Origin of the sequence: Algibacter sp. L3A6 (genome assembly GCF_009796825.1) — a bacterium.
In the GTDB taxonomy this organism is placed as follows: Bacteria; Bacteroidota; Bacteroidia; order Flavobacteriales; family Flavobacteriaceae; genus Algibacter.
Genome location: NZ_CP047030.1, coordinates 4,214,632 through 4,236,375, shown reverse-complemented (window position 1 = coordinate 4,236,375; position 21,744 = coordinate 4,214,632). Strand labels below are relative to the sequence as shown.

Here is a 21,744-nt window from a genome sequence, read left to right as displayed (position 1 = left end):
GATGCATTATTTTAAACTATTTATTTTATAACTTTTGATTCCAAAATAGAGAAGTCTTTAAGTAATTTAGGAGGACCGCTTAGCGATTCGTCATCATTAACTTCTATCATGCGCTTTGAAATCATTTTACGTAATGATTTGAGTTCTTTAGAATACTCTGGTTGTTCAGCAAGGTTATTTTGTTCTAAAGGATCTTTTTCAAGGTTATATAGTTCCTCGGCAGGATTACTATGATAATCTTTTAAAAAATCAGCTGCTGCTGGATCCGTCTTGGCTGCTTCAATGTAGGATTCCCAATGAGGTGCTGAATTTTCAGGCTTTCCTTTTTTGTTAGGTTTTACTTTTGATAAAACGTCTGTATGTGTTGTATATGCAAATTCTGGATATAAATTTCTAATATATTTCCAACTACCAACTCTAACAGAGCGTATGGGGTAAACATTCATTTCAGTATCTCCCTTATGCGTAGCATAAATTACTTTTCGATGTTGATTTGTTTTACCATAAAGTACTTTAGAAAAAGATTTCCCATCAATGTTTTGAGGTGTTTCTCCATCTGTTATATCAATAATTGTTGGTAAGATATCAACCCAACTTATTATAGCATTTGTGGTTGTTTTAGCTTTTATTTTTCCGGGCCAAGATATAATCAATGGACAGCGTATACCTGTTTCATAAAGTGACCATTTTCCAAATGGCCAAGCCATACCATGGTCTGAGGTGTACATGGTTAAAGTATTGTCTTTTTTTAAATATTTTGCAGCTAAATTTACAGCATTCCCAAATTTTTTGTCGAGATTTTCAACGGCCTGAATATATCTGCTCATTTCCAAAGTCGCCTCAGGAGTCGTGTAGATTCTTTTGTTTATTGTAACGTCTTGAGGTTTAACTTTTGTTTTACTTAAACTTGGATATGGCCTATGCGTATCGGTAAACCCAACAAATAAAGCTATTGGAGCTTTGCTTTTTCGGTTTTTGAGATAATTTTCTAAAACTGCTAGTTTTATATCGTTCCTAGGTCCTCTGTCTAAAATTTTAACTTCGTTAGGTACATAACCTTGATAATGTTTTAGTTTTCCATGGGCAACTTTACCTTGAAAAACAACGTTATAACCTTGGCTTAGTAAATGTGGAATGAGTGAAGTTACTCCAGGTTTTAGTTGTGTTTCGTGATTTCCAACAATACCATTATTATATGGCATCAATCCTGTAAATAGTGCTGCTCTACTTGGGCCACATGCCGGTGAAGCTACGTAAGCTTGATTAAACTGCATGCCTTCATCAGAGAGTTTTTGTATGTTGGGTGTTTTTACTCCTTTGTAACCATATGGTTGGGAGTGATAAACTCCATGATCGTCTCCAATAAGTATAAGAAGGTTTGGTTTTTTATTTTGAGCAAAACATAAATAAAACATAAATAAAAAACAGCTTAATATTATTTTTTTTGTAAGTATCATTTTAACAAGTTTAGGACTTACTCTTATTTGATTTTAGACTCCATGATAGAGAAATTTTCAAGTAATATAGGTGGTCCACTAAGAGACTCGTCATCATTAACTTCTATCATGCGTTTTGAAATCATTTTACGTAATGATTTTAGTTTTTTTGAATTTTCTGGATTGCCCGCAAGATTGTTTTGTTCAAAAGGGTCTAGTTCAATATTATACAATTCTTCAGCAGGATTTGTGTGATAATCTATCAAAAAATCGGCAGCAGCTTGATCTGTTTTTGCAGCTTTAATATAGGAGTCCCAATGCTGACCGCCATGTAAGTCATATCCCTTTGTTCGAGGTATTTCTGTTGCTAAAACATCGGTATGTGTTGTGTAAGCAAATTCTGGATGTAAATTCCGAATATATTTCCAATTATCCACACGTACCGAGCGTATTGGATAAACGTTCTTTGCCTTATCTCCTTTGTGTGTGGCGTATATAACTTTTCTGTGCTTATTTTTCTTTCCGAAAAGGACATTAGCAAAAGATTTGCCATCAATATGTTTTGATGTTTCTCCACCGGCAATATCAATAAGAGTTGGTATAAAATCAACCCAACTTACCATCGCACCTGTAGTTGTATTCGGTTTGATTTTTCCAGGCCATGATATAATTAAAGGTGTTCGAATTCCTGTTTCATAAAGCGACCACTTAGCAAAAGGCCAAGCCATACCATGATCGGAAGTATAAATGGTCATTGTGTTTTTTTTATCTAAATAGGTGTTAGACATACTTCTAATGTTTCCAAGCTTTATATCAATATTCTCAACAGCTTGAATATATCTACTCATTTCTAACTGCGCTTCAGGAGTTGTATAAATTCTATTATTTATTACTACATCATCAGCTTTAATTCGTGATTTTCCTGCAGGAGGAAAAGGTGTATGCGTATCAACACAGCCAATAAATAAAGCTAATGGACGCGTATTATCTCTGTTTTTAAGAAAGTTATCTATAACCGTTAGGGTGGTGTCTTTTCTAAATGTTTTGTCAAGTATCTTAACTTCTTTTGGGATGTAACCGCCATGATGTTTTTTACTCCCGTGTGCTACTTTGTTCTGAAATACCACTTCATAGCCTTGCTCTATTAAACTAGGAATAAGAGAAGTTACATTAGGTTTTAATTCCATTTCATGATTACCTACGATGCCATTATTATAAGGCATCAAACCCGTAAATAATGCAGCTCTACTGGGTGCACATGCCGGTGAAGCTACGTAGGCATTATTAAACCGCATACCTTCATTGGCGAGTTTTTGCATATTAGGCGTTTGTATTATGGTAGAGCCGAAAGGCGTAGAATGATATACACCATGATCGTCTGCAATAACAATAACAAAATTTGGTTTTGTAGCTTGCGAAAAGCCTAAACTAGACATCAATAAAAAACAGCTAATTATTCCTTTTTTTATACGAATCATATGTGTCAATTTTAAAATTATTTTATATTAATTATTGCTTTTCATAATTATAACTGGGCCTAAAAGTCCAGAAGGCAGTAGTTCATCATCTGCCTTAAAATGATTATGTGCTGCGAAAGTTTTGCGTTTTGAAGATGCAGGGATTCCTGTTCCATTTTCAATCCAACTAGGAAGTGTTTTATCAGATCCTTTAAAATTAGGATGTTGTGCATCTCCAATAAGGCGGTTTGGCCAAAGGTTTGTCACTTTAATTTCTAAAGTATTCGTTCCTTTCTTTAGCGCTTCTTTTATATCTACTAGGAATGGAGGTTTCCATAATGTTCCAAGATCTTTTCCATTTAGTTTTACTTCTGCTATTACGGCAACTTGTCCTAAATCTAAAAGTATTGATTCCTTATTTGTACTTGTCTTAAATTCAAAACTTGTTTTGTAAGTAGCTGTACCCGAATAATATTTGATAGCCTCATTGGTGTGTTCATTCCAAGGTTTTAATTTTTTAAATGGTATTGTTTCGTTTGTTCCAAAATTTTTATCGAAAGTTACATACCAATCACCGTTAATATTTTGAAAGGTTTTATAAGTTGGATCGTTATAAGAGCCACTTGTTTTTTTAGTTTCGTTTTGGAATACAACAAAAACAGATTCTGCAGAAGTCATATCTAATTCAACTTCAGTAGTTCCGTTTTTCAATTGTTTCCAGTTGAGGTTTTTAGAAATTTTACCTGTTTCAGGATTCCATAGTTCTGGTTGTTTTCCTGTAACTCTAAAAGTACAAGTTGCTTTCTTAGGGTCATAAGATTGATTTGAAATAAAATAGAAATCATTCTCATCAATGTGATGGTGCGTATATTCTATATCTTCTGGAGTTTGACAATCAGGAATTATTTTTTTTAGAGATTCTTTATATGTTGAAGGCGATTTTATCAATTCAGAATCCCAGTAATTTTTCACTAGTACGACAAATTCATTAAGTGCATTTGGATTGGTTTCTATACCAGGAGTTCGTATTGGCTTTTGCGCAATTACAATGGCGCCGTCTTCGGCTAGTTTTCCAAGTTTTTTGATGGACTCTATTCGCATTAATAAATCTCTTTTTAAAGAGAGCATTTTGTATCGAGTATCTAGTAATTTCCCTTCGTAGCTTACTCTAATATCTCCATTTTCATCAACACTTAAGTCATCTAAAGAATCAATACCAGCTACATCAAACTTATAGCCTTCAACAAAATCAAAATCTAATTTTTCTACTCTTCCTAAAAAATTATTAAAACCACTCTCATCGCCATACATAACCAACGCATCGGCTTGTTGAGTTCCTGTTTGCATGATAAATTGACATCTAGCAATATAATCGAGCCATGGTTTAGACTGATAAAACCAGGTGTTGTTTCGGTGCATGTTAGACCCGAATCGACTCATAGTCATGCCTGGTTTGATGTTATCATTCCAAGGTTGGTGTGCCGATGTGTGGAAATAATAACGATTAATACCTTCGGTAAAAGCCTTGTCGCCTATAACTTTCATATTGTAAGGATGTACCGTCCAATCCCCCTTCATTCTAGTAAATGCTTCTGCTCCTACAATGGATCGTCCTGATAAATGTGCTGCTGAAGACGTAATATGGCTGGTCCATTTCCAAATATTTCTTTGTCCATTTGCGTTATCTTTGTGCCAAAACTCAGTCATAGGAATATCAACAAGTTTTCCTACTTGCGCAGCATCAAAAGATCCAGAACCGTAGGGCTCTGTTGCTAATTTAAGTCCGTTCTCATGACATTTTTCTTTGAAGAATTTAAAGTAGTTTTCATACATTTCATCAGCAACAGTTTTTCTGAAATCCCATAAAATACGTTCTGAATATTCAGTACTTTCTAAAATACGTCCTGTTGCACAAAGTAATCTAGGAATTAAATCATAACCACGTTTGTTTTGAAAAGTATTTTCAAAGTCGTCTGTCCAATTTTGATGTCCCACTTCATAACTATCTATAAGAATTGTGGTGTATGCTTTACTACCTTTTGCATCCTCTGTTATTTTATCCAGTAATGCTTCCCAATGCATAGTAACAGCTTCCTTACTTAATTTATCTAATTCTAAACCAATTCCACCTTTTGATGCAGGTCTAGTTTGCGCACCTGTTGTAGTATAGCCAATCCTTAAAACCACCCAGTCTTTAGATGGAGGTGTCCAGTTAAGCGTTCCATCCGTACCTATTTTATCAGTTAAGTTTAGAATGTCATCTAGGTTTATTATGGCATCTTTTGGTGCGCTTTCTAAAGAGGGAACAAATTGATCTGCCTTTGCTTTAAGGTCTGTTAATGATTTTGCTTCCCAATCTGATAGTCTAAATGTGGCGTTTTTAGGTTTTGGAAAAGCAATGATGGCAACATCTTTATAAAAATCATGACTTTGTTGCTTTTCATTCAACTCAGGGCATTTAAGTTTAATTGGGCTACCTGTTTTTGAACTGACTTCTTGTTCACTCCAAACCAACATTTTCATGGAATTATCTGGAGTAATCCAAGGGCCTCCCGTACTTGACCAACCCGAAGCACTATTAATTCCCATTTCTAAACCTAATCTATCAGCTTCTGAAATAGCGAATGCTACTTTGTCATGATACTCTTTTGAGTTAAAAACAGTTCCTCCATGAGGAACCCTAAGTCCAACATCAAATAATTGAAAACCACTTAAACCTACTTTTTTAAACGATTCTAAATCTTTGGTAATACCTGCTTTAGAAACATTACCATCAACCCAATGCCACCAAGTATGAGCGCCTGCTGATTCTGGTGGATTTAAAAATGATTCTTTTAAGTTGTTCTGTGCTGAGCAGCTTGAAATATTTAAGAAAAATAGTATGATAATAGAACAGTCAAATACAGGATGCACGAATTTAATTTTCATAATGGTATATGGTAAGGCATGCTAAATGCATGTTTTTTTTTATAGAAGGTATTATTTGATTCTAGTTATTTTAGAATAAGCTTTTTTGTTAGAGGCCCCACTTTTACAAAGTATAATCCATTAGCTCCAATCTGTGCGGTAGGTATAGAAATTTTATTGCCTATTTCTTCTGATGAATACACAAGTGCGCCGAGTGTATTGAAAATGCGTATTTCGGAACTATTATTTGTATTATTTAAAACTATATTTATTTGGTCTTCGGCTGGATTTGGAAAGAGTTGAAAATCATCTTTTTTTTTATTTTCAAAATCAGAAACAGAAAGTAAGCTAGCATAATAGGCATCTAATTGGGTGAAAGCCGTTTTAATTTCAGCTGGCGTACCTTGAAGTAATATCGTTTCTTGGCGTAATTTTTCATAAACACCTGCGTATTGACCAGTTAGTTTAGATCTATCAATTAATCCATTTAACTCACTTCTAAAACCAATCCAAGACATTGATGGTGTACGATATTGTCCGTCAAGATAAAAATCTGAAGTTGTTCTATTGTCGACATATACTTCAGAATTATCTGATTCTTTTACTCCAACAACATTAAATTCGTTTAAATAAGATAACGGTAAATAAAAGCCTAAAGCGTTTCCTGAGTTTTCATCATTTGAATCGGCAACAATAAACCTAAGTTTTAACTCCTCTATTTTTCCTTGAAATTGTTTTTGACGAGCTTTAATTTCCCAAACTCCATTTTGTTTTTGTTGGTATCGGTAACCTGGATTCCAAATAGCTACGTCATTTCTAATACTCCAAGATAAAATGATACTGTTCATATTATCAATGCCTCCAGGATATACACCAACAGGATTTACAACCGAAATATCTGATAAAAATTTACTATCATTCCATTTGCCCGCTGCTTTCAGTCCAACCTCGTTAAATTGTTTCATAGCAGCTTTTGGTTCGGTAGATGATCTTACAAATCGATATTCTAAATAATGACGGATAGCTGGTATAGCGAGTCCTGTTTTCGAAGTATAATCTTCATATTCTCCGTAATAATCAAAATCGCTATGCACTTCAGCTTCTTGTCTTGTGAAGATCTGCCCATCTATAGTAACTGATAGATTCGTTTCGTCAATACCATCGTTATCGCTATTTTCTCCATCATCATTGTATGGATCAACTCTTATATTTTCAGATTCAATATAGTCATAACCACCATCACCATTATATAAAATACAGCCACGGCTTGGTACAACTAATTTACTACTTGAGACTGTTGTAATACTACATTCCGTTCCTGCATGATCACTAAAACCAGCTTGAGTTGGGTTATATTGTCCACCTCTTCCCATATCACGAATTGAAGATTGACCTCCACGACCATATCTCTGAGCTTGAATTCCCATAATATTTCCAATGCCAGGAATTTCAATTTGTGTGATATAACCACCTCCATATTGATTGATTCCAACAATAAATCCATTGGAATTTATACTATGCGTAATGTCTCGTCTTTTGCCAATATTATTGGAAATAATTTTAAATTCTTGTGCAGATACTAAGTCAGTAATAAAAAGAAGTATAGCTAATGGTAATAATTTTTTCATTTTGATATTTTTAAGCGAAGATTATCTTCATAATAAGGTAAAAATAGAAGGCTTTTTTGAATTATTCATCCTGCCGAATCTGTGGAAATCTATTCGAATATTGGATTTTAAATCACAGGGTTTTTTATTGATCGTTAAATCATAGAAGTATTTTTTAACATGGTTTTGCAGGATGCTTATAGCAATTTAATTGCTTTTATTTATGAGATTTTAAGTCAACAAATTAATCACCATATAGATTTAAATTATACCATGAAAGAAAAAGTAATATTTGTTTTATTATTAGTAATAACTCTAAGCGGTTGTCATTCAAATAAAAAGAAAGAGGTAGTTGAGTCATTAGAAAAGCCAAATGTTTTATTTATAGCTGTAGACGATCTTAATGATTGGATAGGCGTTTTGGGTGGACATCCGCAGGCAAAAACACCGAATATAGATAAGTTGGCTGCTCGGGGTATGCTTTTTAGTAATGCCCATTGTCAAGCACCTGTTTGTAATCCGTCGCGAGCTAGTATGATGACATCTTTATATCCTAGTAGTACTGGTATCTATTTTTTGAATCCAGATATTAAGGATTCGCCTATAGCAAGTAAGAATATTGTGATGCCAAAGCGATTTCAAGCTGAAGGGTATACTGTTTTTGGAGGCGGTAAATTATTGCACAATGGCGAAGGGATAAACGAAACTCATATTCCAAATTACGCCGGACAATTTGGAGGTTTTGGGCCTATGCCAAAAGAAAAAATTAGTACATATCCAGGGCATCCATTATGGGATTGGGGTGCTTTTCCAGAGACAGATAATCAAATGCCAGATTATAAAATAGCCTCTTGGGCAGAAAGTAAATTAAAAGGAAATTACGAAAAGCCCTTTTGGATGGGGGTTGGTTTTTATCGTCCGCATGTGCCACAATTTGCACCGCAAAAATGGTTTGATATGTATCCATTAGAAACTCTTCAATTACCAAAAACGATATCAGATGATTTGGACGATATTTCATCTTATGGCATAGATATTACAAGAGAAAAGCACGTGTCTCCAACTCACGAATGGGTTTTAGAAAATGATGCTTGGAAACCCCTCGTACAGTCTTATCTAGCTTGTGTGAGTTTTGTAGACGAACAAGTAGGACGCGTTATTACCGCTCTTGATAATGGCGAATATGGAGATAATACATATATTGTTTTATTTAGCGATCACGGATTTCATTTAGGTGAAAAAGAACGTTTTGCAAAGCGTAGTTTGTGGGAAGATGGCACTAGAGTTCCTTTGATAATTGTAGGTCCTGGAATTGAAAAAGGAAAAATATGTCACAAACCTGTCCAATTATTAGATGTCTATCCTACGTTATTGGAATTGACCAATCTTGAACCCGATTTAAACCTAGAAGGACATTCTTTAGTGTCATTATTGAAAAACACAAATACTGAATGGTCGCATTATGCAAGAACCAGTTTTGGACCAGGTAACTATTCCATAACTTCTGAAGACTATCGTTTTATTCAGTATAAAGATGGTTCTGAAGAATTTTATGATCATAATTCTGACCCAGAAGAATGGCATAATGAAATAAATAATCCTAAATATATTGAAGTTATTGGAAAGCATCGTTCTGAGATTCCTAAAGAACAATATGAAATATTAGGAGAGGGATCTACTGGACATTTATCATATGAGGCATCAGATAATAATAGGGGAAACGATAAAAGATGAGGTGTTTTAAATTAATTATTTTACTTTCTTTTTTTAGTCTAGTACCTAAAATAAGAGATTGGGTTAAATTTACTGAGTATGCCTAACAAGGTATTGAGACGGATAAGCAGGAACTGAATTAATGTAATAGGTATCCATTGGACAGTAAAATGAAGCAGAAAACCTATTTTGATAGGTGGAATTGTGCTAGAGATATTCCATTAGAGATTGCCTTATGGTTGTGCTCTGGAGGGTATATTCAATCAATCACCTAGCTTAATGCGATAGGCCTTTAAGATGGTCAAGACTAAAATAAATCAATCATTTAATACCCATTAAAACTCGAAAAATGAAAAATTGTAAAACCTTTCTCTTAGTGTTCTTTTTAGTAACAACATTAACAACAGTAGCAACCGCACAGTCGAGTCGCTCTAAAGTTGGTATAAGACCTTATCCTCGAGACAATGCTCATGAAATGACTGGAGGAGACAGGGTTGCTAATTGGCGGCCCGGTATAGGAAATTATGATGATGTGTTGAAAGCCGATGATTTTACCGCTTTGAATATCGATGTAGTAAAAGGATACAATGGGGTCTTTCGTACCAAACAACGTTTTTTTGAACATTACATCCATCAACAAGGTGGAGATTGGGTTGATGCCAATCCGAATACCAATAAGCTGATAAAGACAATTCGCCAATACGAACAGGATGGGAATGAGGTTAAACATATCATCATTTGTCGTGAAGGCTGGCTGTATGACAAAGTAAATGGTGATACAGGACCAATTGACGGAGACCCGAGAATACTTCATCAAAGAGATGTAGACGATACACGAAAAGTATTCAAAGATGCTCATGCTCTTGGACTGATAAAAAACGACAATTACAAACTGATACAAATGGTTGTTCATCCTGCCGTCTTTCTTGACGATCCAAAAGCAAGAGAAATTGTTAGTACGATGGATGGTGTCTGCATAGAATCTCATCAGTATAATCGCTATTGGCCTTTAGGAAATGAGATATCAAACCCTGAGGAAATAGCAAGAGGTGCTAAATGGGTTTTAGAGCAAGGTAAGGATTATCTTTTTTATTATGGACCCTACCAGTATAAGGATTGTGATACTTACACCGACTTTCTTGAAAGAGAGTGGCTGAAGGCTTTTTGGAAAAGAGGCTTGCCAAAGCATCATGAAAACATGTATTACTACCTGAATGCGTTTCCGCATGGCTGTGGTAATACAAGACCTGTTGGCCCTGAATCAGATCCTAACTCCTACCTCGGGTTTGCCAAATGGCTCATTCAGGAGTTGGATCAAGGTAAGTAGAAAAACATAATACTTTATAAACTGAAATACGATCCAAATGGAGGTAAATGATGTGGTAAAATAAAATCCTGAAAGTGCTGCTGAATCTGACTCTGAAACATTTTCAAACTAAACATTATTAAAAAATTGCTAGACTATGAAGAAATCAATCCTTTTCTTTTTTCTTATGTCAATTTGGATGTTCCGGGAAAAGTGATTATTAAAGTGAAAAATGAAACCGTGGAACTCCGCTACGATAAGAAAAAATTGAAGGCAACAATAGAAACAATTGAACTTGAGGAGAAAAAGCTGTCAAAGGTCTGGGGGGATGCAATTTACAGACTTTCGCTAAATGCTAAAATGCTGGAAACGGAAGGCAACTATAAGTATAGCATTCGAAAAGTTAAATAAAGACCAGATAGAGGTGACTGCATTTAAGATCCGATGAATCTTTCCTTTAGATTAAAGATGGCCTACAAGATCCTTTGCCCAGTTGGGGACAGCCCGAAGAGGATTAAACTTGAATGAAATTGACATAAATAAACTACAATTTATTCAAGAAAAACTAAACAATAGACCTCGGAAAATCATTGGTTATAATACACCTAAAAATCAATATGAAATATTAGGAAAAGGGTCTACAGGCCATTTATCATATGAGGTATCAAATAGGAAAAACAAAAACAATTAAAAATGAGATACTGTAAACTAATTATGTTACTTTTTTTTGTTAGTCTAGTAACGGAAATAAGTTTTGGACAAAAGATAGACAATGCTAGAAAATATCGTTATGCCTATTCTACAGATGGTTTTAATCAAGATCGGGATGATGTGGCAGGTTCAGCAATGGCTGTAGCGCTTTTTGATAAAGCAGGTTTGTCTGATCGTGTGGCACATTTTCATTTTAACACCAATTTTGGTGGAAAACCTAGTCATGCAGAAGAACATCGAAAAAGTGTGCTTCAAACTGGTGTTTTGTTTGGAATGATTGAAGCTGAAAATGCTGCTGATGCCTATTTCGATGTATCCCGCTCTAAAGAAGAACGCCTTGCTGCAATTGAGCATTTGTCCATACAAATGAGTAATTCTACATTAGAAGAACCACTAATAATGATATGTGCAGGTGGTGTACAAACGGTTTATCTTGCTCTTGAGAAAGCAATCCAAGATGGAGCTCAAAAAGAGACCTTATCTTCAACTACCTTTCTTTCACATGGGAAGGCTAATGAAATAACAGCAAGAAAGAAGAGTGATAATCCGGATTACCATAACAACTGGGCGTCGCTCGAATTGTTATTACCTAACGCACGTTTTATTGATTATACCTCATCGCTTGTTAATGGCAGAAGAGAAGGAGGCGTGAATGCCTCTCAGAATTCAACCGCATGGAATCAAAGTCCTCGAAATAAGAAAAAGGGCAATATACCATGGAAATGGTTAAAAGATTATGGTGAAAACGTGGAAGGCTTTGGTTTTTCTGGAACCAAAGGGGAGTGGTTATTAGGTAGGTTAAAAGCTGCAGGTGCACCTGAAATTGGGCATAATGGAAATGCAGAAGGCGATGCTTCTGATGCAGGAATGATTTTTGGCTATGTATTGAGTCAACCTACTGATGCTACAATGGAAGATATAAAGCAATACTTTATGGGTAATTAAAACCATCATTTTGAGATACCCAAATAGTAATATAAAATATTAGGAAATGAATTTTTCATGAATAACAATCATCAATTTATTATTAGATATAACATATGAGACAATTAATTATTATTCTCCTTTTTCAAGGAATATTTTGTTTGAATGCTCAAAAAAAAAATAAGGTGTACTTTTCTACTGGATTTAAAATAGGTGAAGTAACAAATTCATCTGCAATTATACTCTCTAGGTTGTGTAAAACAGAAAAGCCAGTAGCGGTTTATCATCAAAGAAAAGAAAACCCTTTTAAAGGCCCTTTAGATTTTGATAAAACACTTCCAATTCATAAAATGGATGGTGCAGTAGAAGGGATGTCTGGAGAAGTGAAAATGGAATTAATTTCTTGTGATACCATCATTAGTACTGACTGGGAAAATGTTTCTAGTAATAAGGATTTTACATTGAAGAAAAAGTTTGAAAATTTAAATTCTAATACTATTTTTTCTGTTGTTATTTATGGTAGAAAAAATGCCAAAAGTCCGGTTACTAAAATCAAAGGGGAGTTTAAAACAGCTCCATTACCTACTGAAATTATACCTGTTTTTTTTACATCGTCTACGTGCCAATATTTTTGGTCATTTGATGATGATAAAAGAGGTTTTAAAATTTATGACAGTATGTTGAAAACGAAACCATCATTTCATTGTCAGACGGGAGATTTTGTATATTATGACAAGCCAGGACCAAGGGTTTCTAATATAGAACTAGCAAGGCATAAATGGCATGCAATGAATTCTTGGCCTTCTTTATTGGAGTTTTATACAAAGACACCTTTATATGTACAAAAAGATGATCATGACTTGTTAAGGAATGATGCAAGTATTTATTCGAAACCTTTAGGTGAATTGACATATGAAGATGGTTTGTCTATTTGGAAAGAACAAGTTCCTATAGAAGGAATTCCGTACAGAACTTTTAGATGGGGTAAAGATTTACAAATTTGGTCGGTAGAAGTAAGAGAGTTTAGAAGTGATAATCAATCTCCTGATAGTAAAGACAAGACAATTTGGGGTAAAGATCAAATTAGTTGGTTTAAAGAAACAGTAGAAGCATCTGACGCAACCTTTAAGATTCTTGTTTCTCCAACTCCTATAGTAGGGCCAGATCGATCAAAAGGAAAGTATGATAATCACTCAAATACTTCGTTTCAAACGGAAGGTAGTTGGCTGCGTCAATATCTTGCAGATAACAATGTATTTGTAATTAATGGAGATAGACATTGGCAATATGTTTCGGTTGACCCAGAAACTGGATTATGGGAGTTTAGTCAAGGGCCAGTAAGTGATTTTCATGCACAAGGTTGGAGTCAGAAAGATGTAAGACCTGAACATAAATTTCTTAGGGTTAAAGGAGGGTTTTTAGGCGTGAATGTATATCGTAAAAAAAACAACGCAATTATAGAATTTATTCATTACGATGTTGATGGTAATGAGGTGAATAAAGAAATAATGAAAACAAAAATTAACAGAAAATAAATACTACAAATTACAATTTATTATGAATAAAGGAATGATAAAATTAAGTGCATTATATCCTAAACAAGAAGGGAGTCATTTTGATATTGACTATTACTGTAATATTCATACTCCAATGGTAGTAAGGTTGTTAGGGGATTCTCTAAAGCACTCAGCAGTTGAGCAAGGTCTTAGTGGCTTTGAAAGAGGTTCAGAAAGTACTTTTATGGCATGTGGACACCTATATTTTGATTCGATAGACGAAATGCATAAGGCGTTTGAACCTTATTTAGATGAGATTATGGGTGATATTAAAAACTATACCAATGTGACACCTTACTTTCAAATTAGTGAAGTTAAAATTTAAATGTTATTTATCAAATCAAAAGAAAAAGCCAGAGAAATTTATTCTCTGGCTTTTTTATAATAGATAAGGTATGCTTATTTTCTGTTCTTCTTCTTTCCTTTTTTTACAGGTATACCATAGCGAAGATATATACTTGTCATTAATTTACCAGGGTATGATGCGTAACGTTTATTAGGTGTTTCAGGGTTTATTTCCCATTTAGCAAAATCATTTTGTAAACTCTTCGTTTTTAATTCGCAATCATCCAAAGCTGTGAGAGCAGCAATAACAACAAATATATTGTCTTTTCTTAGTGCTTGTTCAGAGAGTAATTGTAATGCGTCTTTAGAGAATTTAGATGAAGTATATTTGACTAAACCCCACGCAGCTGCAATTTTCACATCATCAGAAGTATCTGAGAGCGCTTTTACTAGCTCTTTTTTGTTTTGTTCTACTGCATTTTTACCGTGCATCATTATTCCCATAGTTGCCCAGTATCTTACTATTTTATTTTCATCAGACATAAGATGAGTCAAGTCAGAGATATCTTCAGGTTTCATTAACGAAGCCATTTCAGCCGTAGCAATAATTTTTTTGAAAGGGTAAAGTTTCTTGTTTTGACCAAAGTCGTAGAGAGCAATTTCTGTATTAAAACGTTCGTTTTCTGGAATAAATCCAACATCCTTTATAGTACAAGCATACTCTTTTTGAGCCTTACGCATTTCATTTAAAATACTTTGATGCTCTTTAGAAGACACCAAGTTTATTACTTCGTCAGGATCATTTTTTAGATCATATAATTCTTCAGGAGCTTTTGGAGTCTCCCAAAAAAGACTTTGTGCTTTGTTTAGTTTTCCTTGGTCATACAATTTTTTCCAAGCAGCAGTTGAAGAAAAGTGAAAACGTATTTGTGAATCGATTCGTTGTCCTTGTGAAAATTGCGGCATATAATTTCTGATATAAACATAACGTCCGTTAGAAACAGTTCTTACCAAATCTAAACGCTCGTCCATACGTCCTCTAAATCCATAAACATAGGGTTGTTCTTTTTCTTGATAGCTTCCTGCAAAAGGATGTCCTTGCATCCATTGTGGAGGTTCAATACCTGCAATACTAAGCATGGTTGGTGCAAAATCAACAAAACTAATTAAACGATCAGACCGCCCACCAGCTTTATATTCTTTAGGAGCAAGATGTTTCCATTTCTCAGGAAAATAAACAACGACTGGTACTTGAAGCCCCGCATTATTAGGCCAACGTTTATTACGAGCAAGTCCACCGCCATGGTCGGCAAAATAGAAAACAATAGTATTATCTTCTAATCCAGCTTCTGCAAGTTCAGCAAGACGTTTACCCGCAACAGAGTCTACCACAGAAATACTATTATAATAAGCAGCCCATTCTAATCGCATAGCTTCACAATCTGGATGGTATTTTGGTAATTTTACTTTGGCAGGGTCGTGTAAAGATGATTTTCTCTTGTTTTTAGCAGTTCGAGTTATGTCATGTATATGACCTTCATGACTTTGTGTATTATTAAAATAGGCAAAAAAGGGTTGTCCGGGTTTGCGCTTATTGTAATGTGCTCTGTTAGAAGATTCATCCCAAACCCCTTTAGGAGTACTTAGGTTGTAATCTTCTTTTCCGTTTCCAGAACAGTAATATCCTATATCTCGGAGATATTTAGGAAACATATTTTTTCCTTCAGGAAAGGGAGACATACTACGCATGTGCTCTCCACCTGAACTTGGTCCAGAAATGCCAGACCAAAGTGTGGTTCTAGCAGGTGCACAAACGGGAGCAGAAGACCATGCGTAATTATAACACATGCCTTTCTCTGCAAATTCATCTATGTTTGGAGTGGTAGCAAAAGTATCGCCATAAGCACCCATATGTGGGCCATGATCTTCAGCAACAATCCAGAGGATATTTGGTTTTGAAGCTTGTTTCAAAGTGTCCTGTTGCTGTGCATTAAGGAGCATTGTTGACATTAAAAAAAAGGATAGTAATTTCATATGATTTTATATTTCAGATTCAAAAGAATAGTTTCCAGAGCCAATTTCTATTACTTGATAGATACCTTCTCTTTCTAATATTTTTATATTATTTTCTTTAATAACAGACTCTTTTTTGGCAGGGATAAATACTTTAGCTGTGGTGTTAACAGGAATTTCAACTTCTAATGAAAATGTATTGTCTTTAATAGACCAAGAAGACACAATCTTGCCATTTATAGAACCATATTCTCCTTTAAGATTTGATAATGATTTATCGCCCAAATTAGGACGGATAATAATCTTATTGAATCCTGCATCTTCAGTTTTAATACCAGCCATATCACTAAATAGAAACTGAGAAAATGCACCAAAAGCATAATGGTTAAAGGAATTCATTTTAGCATTCATTTCGCCGTTAAATCCTTTTTCTGGTGTGTAACTATTCCAACGTTCCCAAATAGTGGTGGCACCATTTGCAATTTGAAAGCCCCAACTAGGATATTCTTTTTTAAGTAATATTTGGTATGCTAAATCTGAACGACCAATTTTAGAAAGTGCAGGAAGCAATTGTCGAATTCCTAAGATACCAGATGATGGTAAATTATCATTTTCTTCTAAAAGTGCTACTAAATGTTCTCCAGATTTTGTTTTTAGTTCCTCTGGAAGAATATCAAAATAAATGGCTGTGGCGTATGCCGATTGCGTATGTCCTGTGAACCCTTTTTCGCCTTCAAAATAGCCTTTCCCATCACCATAAATAGTTTCGTCAATTTGAAATTTACCGTTTTCATCTAAATAATGTTTTATAAATGCAGCAACAGAAGTTTCATAAGTAGATTGATAATAATCTGCTTTTTCATCATTTTCTATGGCTTTACTCATTTCAGCCATTATTTTTAGTGCATATTGATAATACATAGATGCCATAATATCGTGCGCCAAATGTTTATCAGTCATGGATAGCCAATCTCCAAAGCCGCCTTTAGGTTTTGCTTCTCCCCAAGAATCTTCAGGATAAAATTTATCATCTTTACTTTTTTCAATATGATAATCCATAAAACGCGTCATAGACTCATAATGATCTTCTATTATTTTAGTGTCTCCGTAAAATTTAAAAGTATTGTAAGGCACCATAACACCAGCTTCCATCCAACCAGGAGAAAACCATTCTAATTTTGGATAGGGTTGAGGGGCAAAAACAGAATAAGGTCCAAAATCATATTGGGCATCACGAACATCTGCAAACCATTTTTTATTAAAAGCACCAAGATTAGCATTGTATAGTGCCGATTTAGAGAAAATCTGAACATCACCAAGCCAACCCAAACGTTCATCGCGTTGGGGGCTATCCGTAGGAATTTCCATGAAATTTGAACGCTGGGTCCAAATCACATTTTCAAACATTTTATTTAAAATAGTATTGGAAGAGGTAAATGCACTTTCCATGGGTGTTGAAGATCCAAAAGCGATACCCGTAATCGTATTGGGATCTGGTTTGTTTTTAAGACCTGTAACTTCGACGTATTGAAAACCATGATATGTGAATTTAGGTTCCCATATTTCAACACCTTCGCCTTTTAAAATGTAAGTATCTGTTGCTCGGGCAAATCTTAAATTTTCGGTCATTAATTTGCCATCATCGTATAAACGTTCTCCAAAACGCATGATAATTGTGTCGTTTTTGTTTCCTTGTACCTGTAAACGGGCATGACCAGCAAAATTTTGTCCCATATTAAAAACATAGGTGCCTTTGGTTGGTTCTGTAATTTCTATAGGTTTTAATTCATCATAAACTTGGATATTATTTCCGGGATATGCTTGCAGTTTGCCTTCTGTTCCTTTATGAATGAATACGTTATCCCAATTTTGGTCATCGTAATCCGAAGTGTTCCAATTGGTCAATTCTAAATTAGCGTTATAACCAGTTCCCATAAGTAAATCGGCATAAACTATGGGGCCTTCCTTAGCTTTCCAACTGTCATCTGAAACGATGATGTCTTTGGTGCCATCTTCATATTCAACCTCTAATTGCGATAATAAAGCCGGATGTAAACCATATAGTTCTCTGTTTCTTGGCTTTGATAATACTTTTGGGCCAACATAACCGGCATACCAACCATCGCCTAAAATAGCACCTAGCGTATTTTCTCCTTTGTTTATGGCATTGCTAACATCATAGGTTTTATAATAGATGCGTTTATTATAATTAGTCCACCCAGGCGTTAGTAAATCTTTTCCTATTTTGTTTCCATTTAATGCTATTTCAAAAACACCTAATGAAGTTACATAAAGTGTTGCTTTTTGAACTGTTTTGTTAACTGCAAATGATTTTCTTAAATATGGAGCAGGAGGTAAGTGCAAGGTGTCTTGCTTATTTTTATCGTCTGTTTTAAAACCAATCCATTTTGCTTTCCAATCGTCTTCGTTAAGCAGACCCATGGTCCAGAAATGGGTTTTGCTCCATTCTGAAGCGACATCATTTTCGTCCCAAACTTTGACTTTGAAATAACAACTTTGTCCTGAATTCAGTTTGCTTCCAGCATAGCGAATTTGTGAGTTTTGATGTGAATTTAATTTACCAGAATCCCAAAACAGGTTACTATCATCTTCAAGTGCTTTTTCTGAATTAGCGACTTTAATTTGATATGCAGATTGTTTCTTGTTTCTTTCATTTGAAAACATTGACCAACTAATACTTGGATGTGGATCATCAATTCCCAAAGGATTCTCAAAATAGTTTACGGTTATTTTATTAATAGAGATAGCTTCATTAGATTTTTGACAAGAAAATGTAATAGCTACTAAAAAAAGAAGAATTATTTTTTTATGCATTTGTCCTAATACTTTTTGGTTAGTTGATAATACGCCATAGAGGCTATTAACAATATTAGGATTTTAAATAGGTTTTAGTATCCTGTTGCTTCACGTTTAATAAAAAGGTAAAGATTTGATGTTTTAGACGGCACTCGTTATAAACGATCGAGAGTTAGGGCTTTATTCCCACGCTACCACAGGAATCACTTGGTGTGGTAATAGGGACCTAAATACATAAAAAAAACGCCTTAATTTCTTAAGACGTTTTTTTTAAGGAACATAATTTATAGTTAATAAATTCACTTATTCCTTTGTCGTTTCTCCAATGACTCTATTTACAACGTGTAAAATACCATTTGTAGCTTGTAAGTTACTTATTGCTGGAAGTATTCTGCCAGTACCGTCCTTGTCTGTAAGTGTTAAACCAGCCATATTTACAGTAATTGTTCCTCCATCTAAAGTTGTTATTTCTCCATCAACAAACCCGTCAATTGGTGTTATTCCATTAACAATATGTCTTAACAAAACAGCGTCAACTCTTTCTGTAGGGATATCTTCTATATTTTGAACTCCTAAACTTGTTTTTAAAGTGTTAAATGCAGATCCTAATGGTGCAAAAACGGTAAAAGGGCCTAATTCTGTTTGGTTATTTAAAACTTCACTGTAGGATGGTTGAAGTGTTGGAGAACCTGAATCTTCTACGTGAATAATAGCATCAACTAAACCCGAAAAGCTGGTATTTGAGCTAATTAATGCTGCAAGAGTAGCTGGAGGAACAACACCATTTACAACATGTATAGTACCATTTTTAGCGTTAATTTGATTACCAGTTACAGGTACAGAGTTAAAAGCTAATCCAGATATTCCATTAAAATAGATGTTTACGTTAGTATTATTTGGTCCTGTTGCCAAAGTTTTATCATATCCAGTTCTTAGCGCTTTAAGGCCTGTAGTCGTGTAACTGCTATCTGGTATAACGTGGTTTAATAAAAGTTCGGATAAAGCTGTATCTGGTATATCCTCAAAACTAAGAAAATCATTATCATCAATATAATTTTCAAAAGCGTCATTTGTTGGTGCCAATATGGTTTTCTTTCCATCCGCAGCTAAAACAGTAGTTAGGTTAGCTTCCTCTAAAAATGCAACAAAAGAACTAAAATTTGGATCCGCACTTAAAATTTCAATAATATTCAGTTCTTCAGTATTTATAGCATCACCATCATCATTCTTAATTTGAGTAATACCATCTTCTTCACAAGATGAAATTACAAAAGTCGCTAATGCGATTAAAGATATTTTTTTTAGATAGCTTAATGTTTTCATATTTACAAGGGTTTAGTTTATTTGTTGAAGCAAATATAAAATTCCTCTATGTAATTCGCATCCTGCCGTTCCTGTGCTATCTTTAAGCTGAACCAGGTGTAATTTGAGTAATATTTCTATTCTGGTTTTGTTGTTTTTTCTAAAAATGAAGATATTTATTAATTTTATCATCATTTTTTTAGTATTCAAATATTTTTTCAGTTTAAATTAAATACCCAAAATAACATCCAAAAGCGCAATAGCATCCATTATTTCTTTAGGCGTTCCGTACAGAATATAAACTTCATTTCTATAGGCTTCATAAATATTGGCATCCAATCGGGTTCTATTAATCATACCATTATTCGTATTCATAAAACCATATTTACTCATTTTAGGAACGCATTTGAGATTATAGGTTATGCTATTATCACTATCTCTTTTATCGGTATAAACAATACTTCCATTTGTTTCATTAATACCAATGATAACCTCTCTGTTAATTTCTGTTTTAGGGCGATAAAGACCTAAAGCTTTTCCTTCTAATGGATTGTCAGAATCGGCACTAATAAATACGGTGTTATCACAACTAGGAAACCAATCTTCTATACCATCTGCCAATTTTGATTTCCATTTCCCGTTATTTTTACGATAATATACATGCTTAGGAATCCATTTATTTCTATCGTGTCTTAGAGACCAAACACCAAACATGTTATTCATGTCCTTATCTGTGCCTTCATGTAAACCTTTAGGAGCATCAACAGATATATCTTGTTGAAGATGCATTGGTTTCCATAATTTTGTACCAGCCCGATGTTGATTAATACAATGCCCTGGAGGACGAATAAATGATATTTGGTAGTAATGCCTTATGATAGCGGTTGTAATGCCATGTTTTCCTGAAAGATCTTCATAAGTACCATAATAATCAAACTCGCTTTTAACTTCATCTAATTGTTTTCCGGGTAAGTATTCTTCATATAAACCATCTTCATCTGTTTTTCCAGCATCTTTTCTATAAGGATCATCTCCAATGTTTTCCCATCTTGTGAAGTCGTATTTACCATCGCCGTGCCAAAGTGCTAAAGGCCTGGGGTCTATTATTAGTGTTTTCTTATCTGAGGATTGGGTTATAGTACATTTTGAACCTAAGGTTTCATTAAAACCTGCCTGAGTTGGATTATATCTGCCTCCGTGAGCGCGATCTCTTATGGCTACTTGTCCGGCTCTACCATACATGTCTGATGCAAATCTCATAATATCGCCTAAACCAGGGAGTACAACTTCATTAATAATACCGCCCGCATTTGAGGTAATGCCTATTTGAAATCCAGATGTGCCAGATGTTAAATGATGCGTTGTTATTCTAGGATTAGATTTTGAGATGATATCATAAGTTTCAGAAGGTTTTTGTGACCCCTGATTTTCTTGTGAAACTAGCGTTGAGGGTAAGATTGTAAAAAATAGTACGCTTAAAAAAATGAGTTTATAGGTATGCATTAATTGCGCTTAAAATTTAATATAACAGTTGTAAATAATGTCAAATATATCTTTTTGAAGGTCTATTTGCATCCTGCCGTTTATGGTTTAAGCTAATTATAGCTACTTGTTTTTCCTTTTGAGTAATTAGTGAAAAAAGGAATATGTTTAATAAGGTAATACACTTGTATAATCTCTAGTTTATCTTCTTAGCCTAATAGTGATAGG

The 21,744-nt window shown here is 34.4% G+C and carries 14 protein-coding genes; 6 read left to right on the top strand and 8 right to left on the bottom strand.

Annotated features, from left to right (window positions below; all coding sequences use genetic code 11):
- Window positions 1-20: 20 nt before the first annotated feature.
- The 4 genes from GQR98_RS17545 to GQR98_RS17530 form a co-directional block, all read right to left on the bottom strand.
- A complete protein-coding gene (locus GQR98_RS17545) occupies window positions 21-1,457 on the bottom strand; it encodes a sulfatase-like hydrolase/transferase (protein ID WP_159020703.1) in 1,437 nt (478 codons plus the stop codon).
- 23 nt (window positions 1,458-1,480) lie between these two features.
- Window positions 1,481-2,914 (bottom strand): sulfatase, encoded by a 1,434-nt coding sequence (locus tag GQR98_RS17540; RefSeq protein WP_159020702.1) that lies wholly within the window; start codon window positions 2,912-2,914, stop codon window positions 1,481-1,483.
- A 27-nt stretch (window positions 2,915-2,941) separates the two neighbouring features.
- The gene (locus GQR98_RS17535; protein WP_159020701.1) at window positions 2,942-5,821 is read right to left on the bottom strand and encodes a glycosyl hydrolase; all 2,880 of its coding nucleotides are present in this window, start codon (window positions 5,819-5,821) and stop codon (window positions 2,942-2,944) included.
- Window positions 5,822-5,886: 65 nt separating this feature from the next.
- Window positions 5,887-7,428 (bottom strand): T9SS type A sorting domain-containing protein, encoded by a 1,542-nt coding sequence (locus GQR98_RS17530; protein ID WP_159020700.1) that lies wholly within the window; start codon window positions 7,426-7,428, stop codon window positions 5,887-5,889.
- A 252-nt stretch (window positions 7,429-7,680) separates the two neighbouring features.
- Between GQR98_RS17530 and GQR98_RS17525 the strand changes: the two genes are divergently transcribed.
- The 6 genes from GQR98_RS17525 to GQR98_RS17500 all read left to right on the top strand — a co-directional run bounded on the left by GQR98_RS17525 (window position 7,681) and on the right by GQR98_RS17500 (window position 13,942).
- Window positions 7,681-9,141 (top strand): sulfatase, encoded by a 1,461-nt coding sequence (locus GQR98_RS17525; protein WP_159020699.1) that lies wholly within the window; start codon window positions 7,681-7,683, stop codon window positions 9,139-9,141.
- Window positions 9,142-9,469: 328 nt separating this feature from the next.
- Entirely contained in the window at window positions 9,470-10,447 is a 978-nt protein-coding gene (locus tag GQR98_RS17520) for a hypothetical protein (RefSeq protein WP_159020698.1), read from the top strand.
- A gap of 126 nt (window positions 10,448-10,573) precedes the next feature.
- Complete coding sequence (locus GQR98_RS17515; RefSeq protein WP_159020697.1) at window positions 10,574-10,837, top strand: hypothetical protein; 264 nt, start codon at window positions 10,574-10,576, stop codon at window positions 10,835-10,837.
- A 282-nt stretch (window positions 10,838-11,119) separates the two neighbouring features.
- Complete coding sequence (locus GQR98_RS17510) at window positions 11,120-12,082, top strand: hypothetical protein (RefSeq protein ID WP_159020696.1); 963 nt, start codon at window positions 11,120-11,122, stop codon at window positions 12,080-12,082.
- A 164-nt stretch (window positions 12,083-12,246) separates the two neighbouring features.
- Window positions 12,247-13,596: an alkaline phosphatase D family protein gene (locus GQR98_RS17505; RefSeq protein WP_233268038.1), complete on the top strand. Its 1,350-nt coding sequence runs from the start codon at window positions 12,247-12,249 to the stop codon at window positions 13,594-13,596.
- 22 nt (window positions 13,597-13,618) lie between these two features.
- Window positions 13,619-13,942, top strand: a complete 324-nt coding sequence (locus GQR98_RS17500; RefSeq protein ID WP_199270227.1) for an EthD family reductase — start codon at window positions 13,619-13,621, stop codon at window positions 13,940-13,942.
- A 74-nt stretch (window positions 13,943-14,016) separates the two neighbouring features.
- On the opposite strand, the gene GQR98_RS17495 is transcribed toward GQR98_RS17500, so the two are convergent.
- The 4 genes from GQR98_RS17495 to GQR98_RS17480 all read right to left on the bottom strand — a co-directional run bounded on the left by GQR98_RS17495 (window position 14,017) and on the right by GQR98_RS17480 (window position 21,537).
- A complete protein-coding gene (locus GQR98_RS17495) occupies window positions 14,017-15,936 on the bottom strand; it encodes a sulfatase-like hydrolase/transferase (protein ID WP_159020694.1) in 1,920 nt (639 codons plus the stop codon).
- 6 nt (window positions 15,937-15,942) lie between these two features.
- On the bottom strand, window positions 15,943-18,750 hold the full coding sequence (locus tag GQR98_RS17490; protein ID WP_159020693.1) for an alpha-L-rhamnosidase: 2,808 nt from the start codon (window positions 18,748-18,750) through the stop codon (window positions 15,943-15,945).
- 285 nt (window positions 18,751-19,035) lie between these two features.
- Window positions 19,036-20,055, bottom strand: coding sequence for a fasciclin domain-containing protein (locus tag GQR98_RS17485; RefSeq protein ID WP_159020692.1), 1,020 nt, complete (start codon window positions 20,053-20,055; stop codon window positions 19,036-19,038).
- Window positions 20,056-20,262: 207 nt separating this feature from the next.
- Window positions 20,263-21,537 (bottom strand): hypothetical protein, encoded by a 1,275-nt coding sequence (locus tag GQR98_RS17480; RefSeq protein WP_159020691.1) that lies wholly within the window; start codon window positions 21,535-21,537, stop codon window positions 20,263-20,265.
- Window positions 21,538-21,744: the final 207 nt, after the last annotated feature.

What these genes read in the sequence shown, in the direction of transcription:
- GQR98_RS17545 (WP_159020703.1), bottom strand. Translation starts at nt 1,457, where the DNA reads ATGATACTTACAAAAAAAATAATATTAAGCTGTTTTTTATTTATGTTT.
- GQR98_RS17540 (WP_159020702.1), bottom strand. Translation starts at nt 2,914, where the DNA reads ATGATTCGTATAAAAAAAGGAATAATTAGCTGTTTTTTATTGATGTCT.
- GQR98_RS17535 (WP_159020701.1), bottom strand. Translation starts at nt 5,821, where the DNA reads ATGAAAATTAAATTCGTGCATCCTGTATTTGACTGTTCTATTATCATA.
- GQR98_RS17530 (WP_159020700.1), bottom strand. Translation starts at nt 7,428, where the DNA reads ATGAAAAAATTATTACCATTAGCTATACTTCTTTTTATTACTGACTTA.
- GQR98_RS17525 (WP_159020699.1), top strand. Translation starts at nt 7,681, where the DNA reads ATGAAAGAAAAAGTAATATTTGTTTTATTATTAGTAATAACTCTAAGC.
- GQR98_RS17520 (WP_159020698.1), top strand. Translation starts at nt 9,470, where the DNA reads ATGAAAAATTGTAAAACCTTTCTCTTAGTGTTCTTTTTAGTAACAACA.
- GQR98_RS17510 (WP_159020696.1), top strand. Translation starts at nt 11,120, where the DNA reads ATGAGATACTGTAAACTAATTATGTTACTTTTTTTTGTTAGTCTAGTA.
- GQR98_RS17500 (WP_199270227.1), top strand. Translation starts at nt 13,619, where the DNA reads ATGAATAAAGGAATGATAAAATTAAGTGCATTATATCCTAAACAAGAA.
- GQR98_RS17495 (WP_159020694.1), bottom strand. Translation starts at nt 15,936, where the DNA reads ATGAAATTACTATCCTTTTTTTTAATGTCAACAATGCTCCTTAATGCA.
- GQR98_RS17490 (WP_159020693.1), bottom strand. Translation starts at nt 18,750, where the DNA reads ATGCATAAAAAAATAATTCTTCTTTTTTTAGTAGCTATTACATTTTCT.
- GQR98_RS17485 (WP_159020692.1), bottom strand. Translation starts at nt 20,055, where the DNA reads ATGAAAACATTAAGCTATCTAAAAAAAATATCTTTAATCGCATTAGCG.
- GQR98_RS17480 (WP_159020691.1), bottom strand. Translation starts at nt 21,537, where the DNA reads ATGCATACCTATAAACTCATTTTTTTAAGCGTACTATTTTTTACAATC.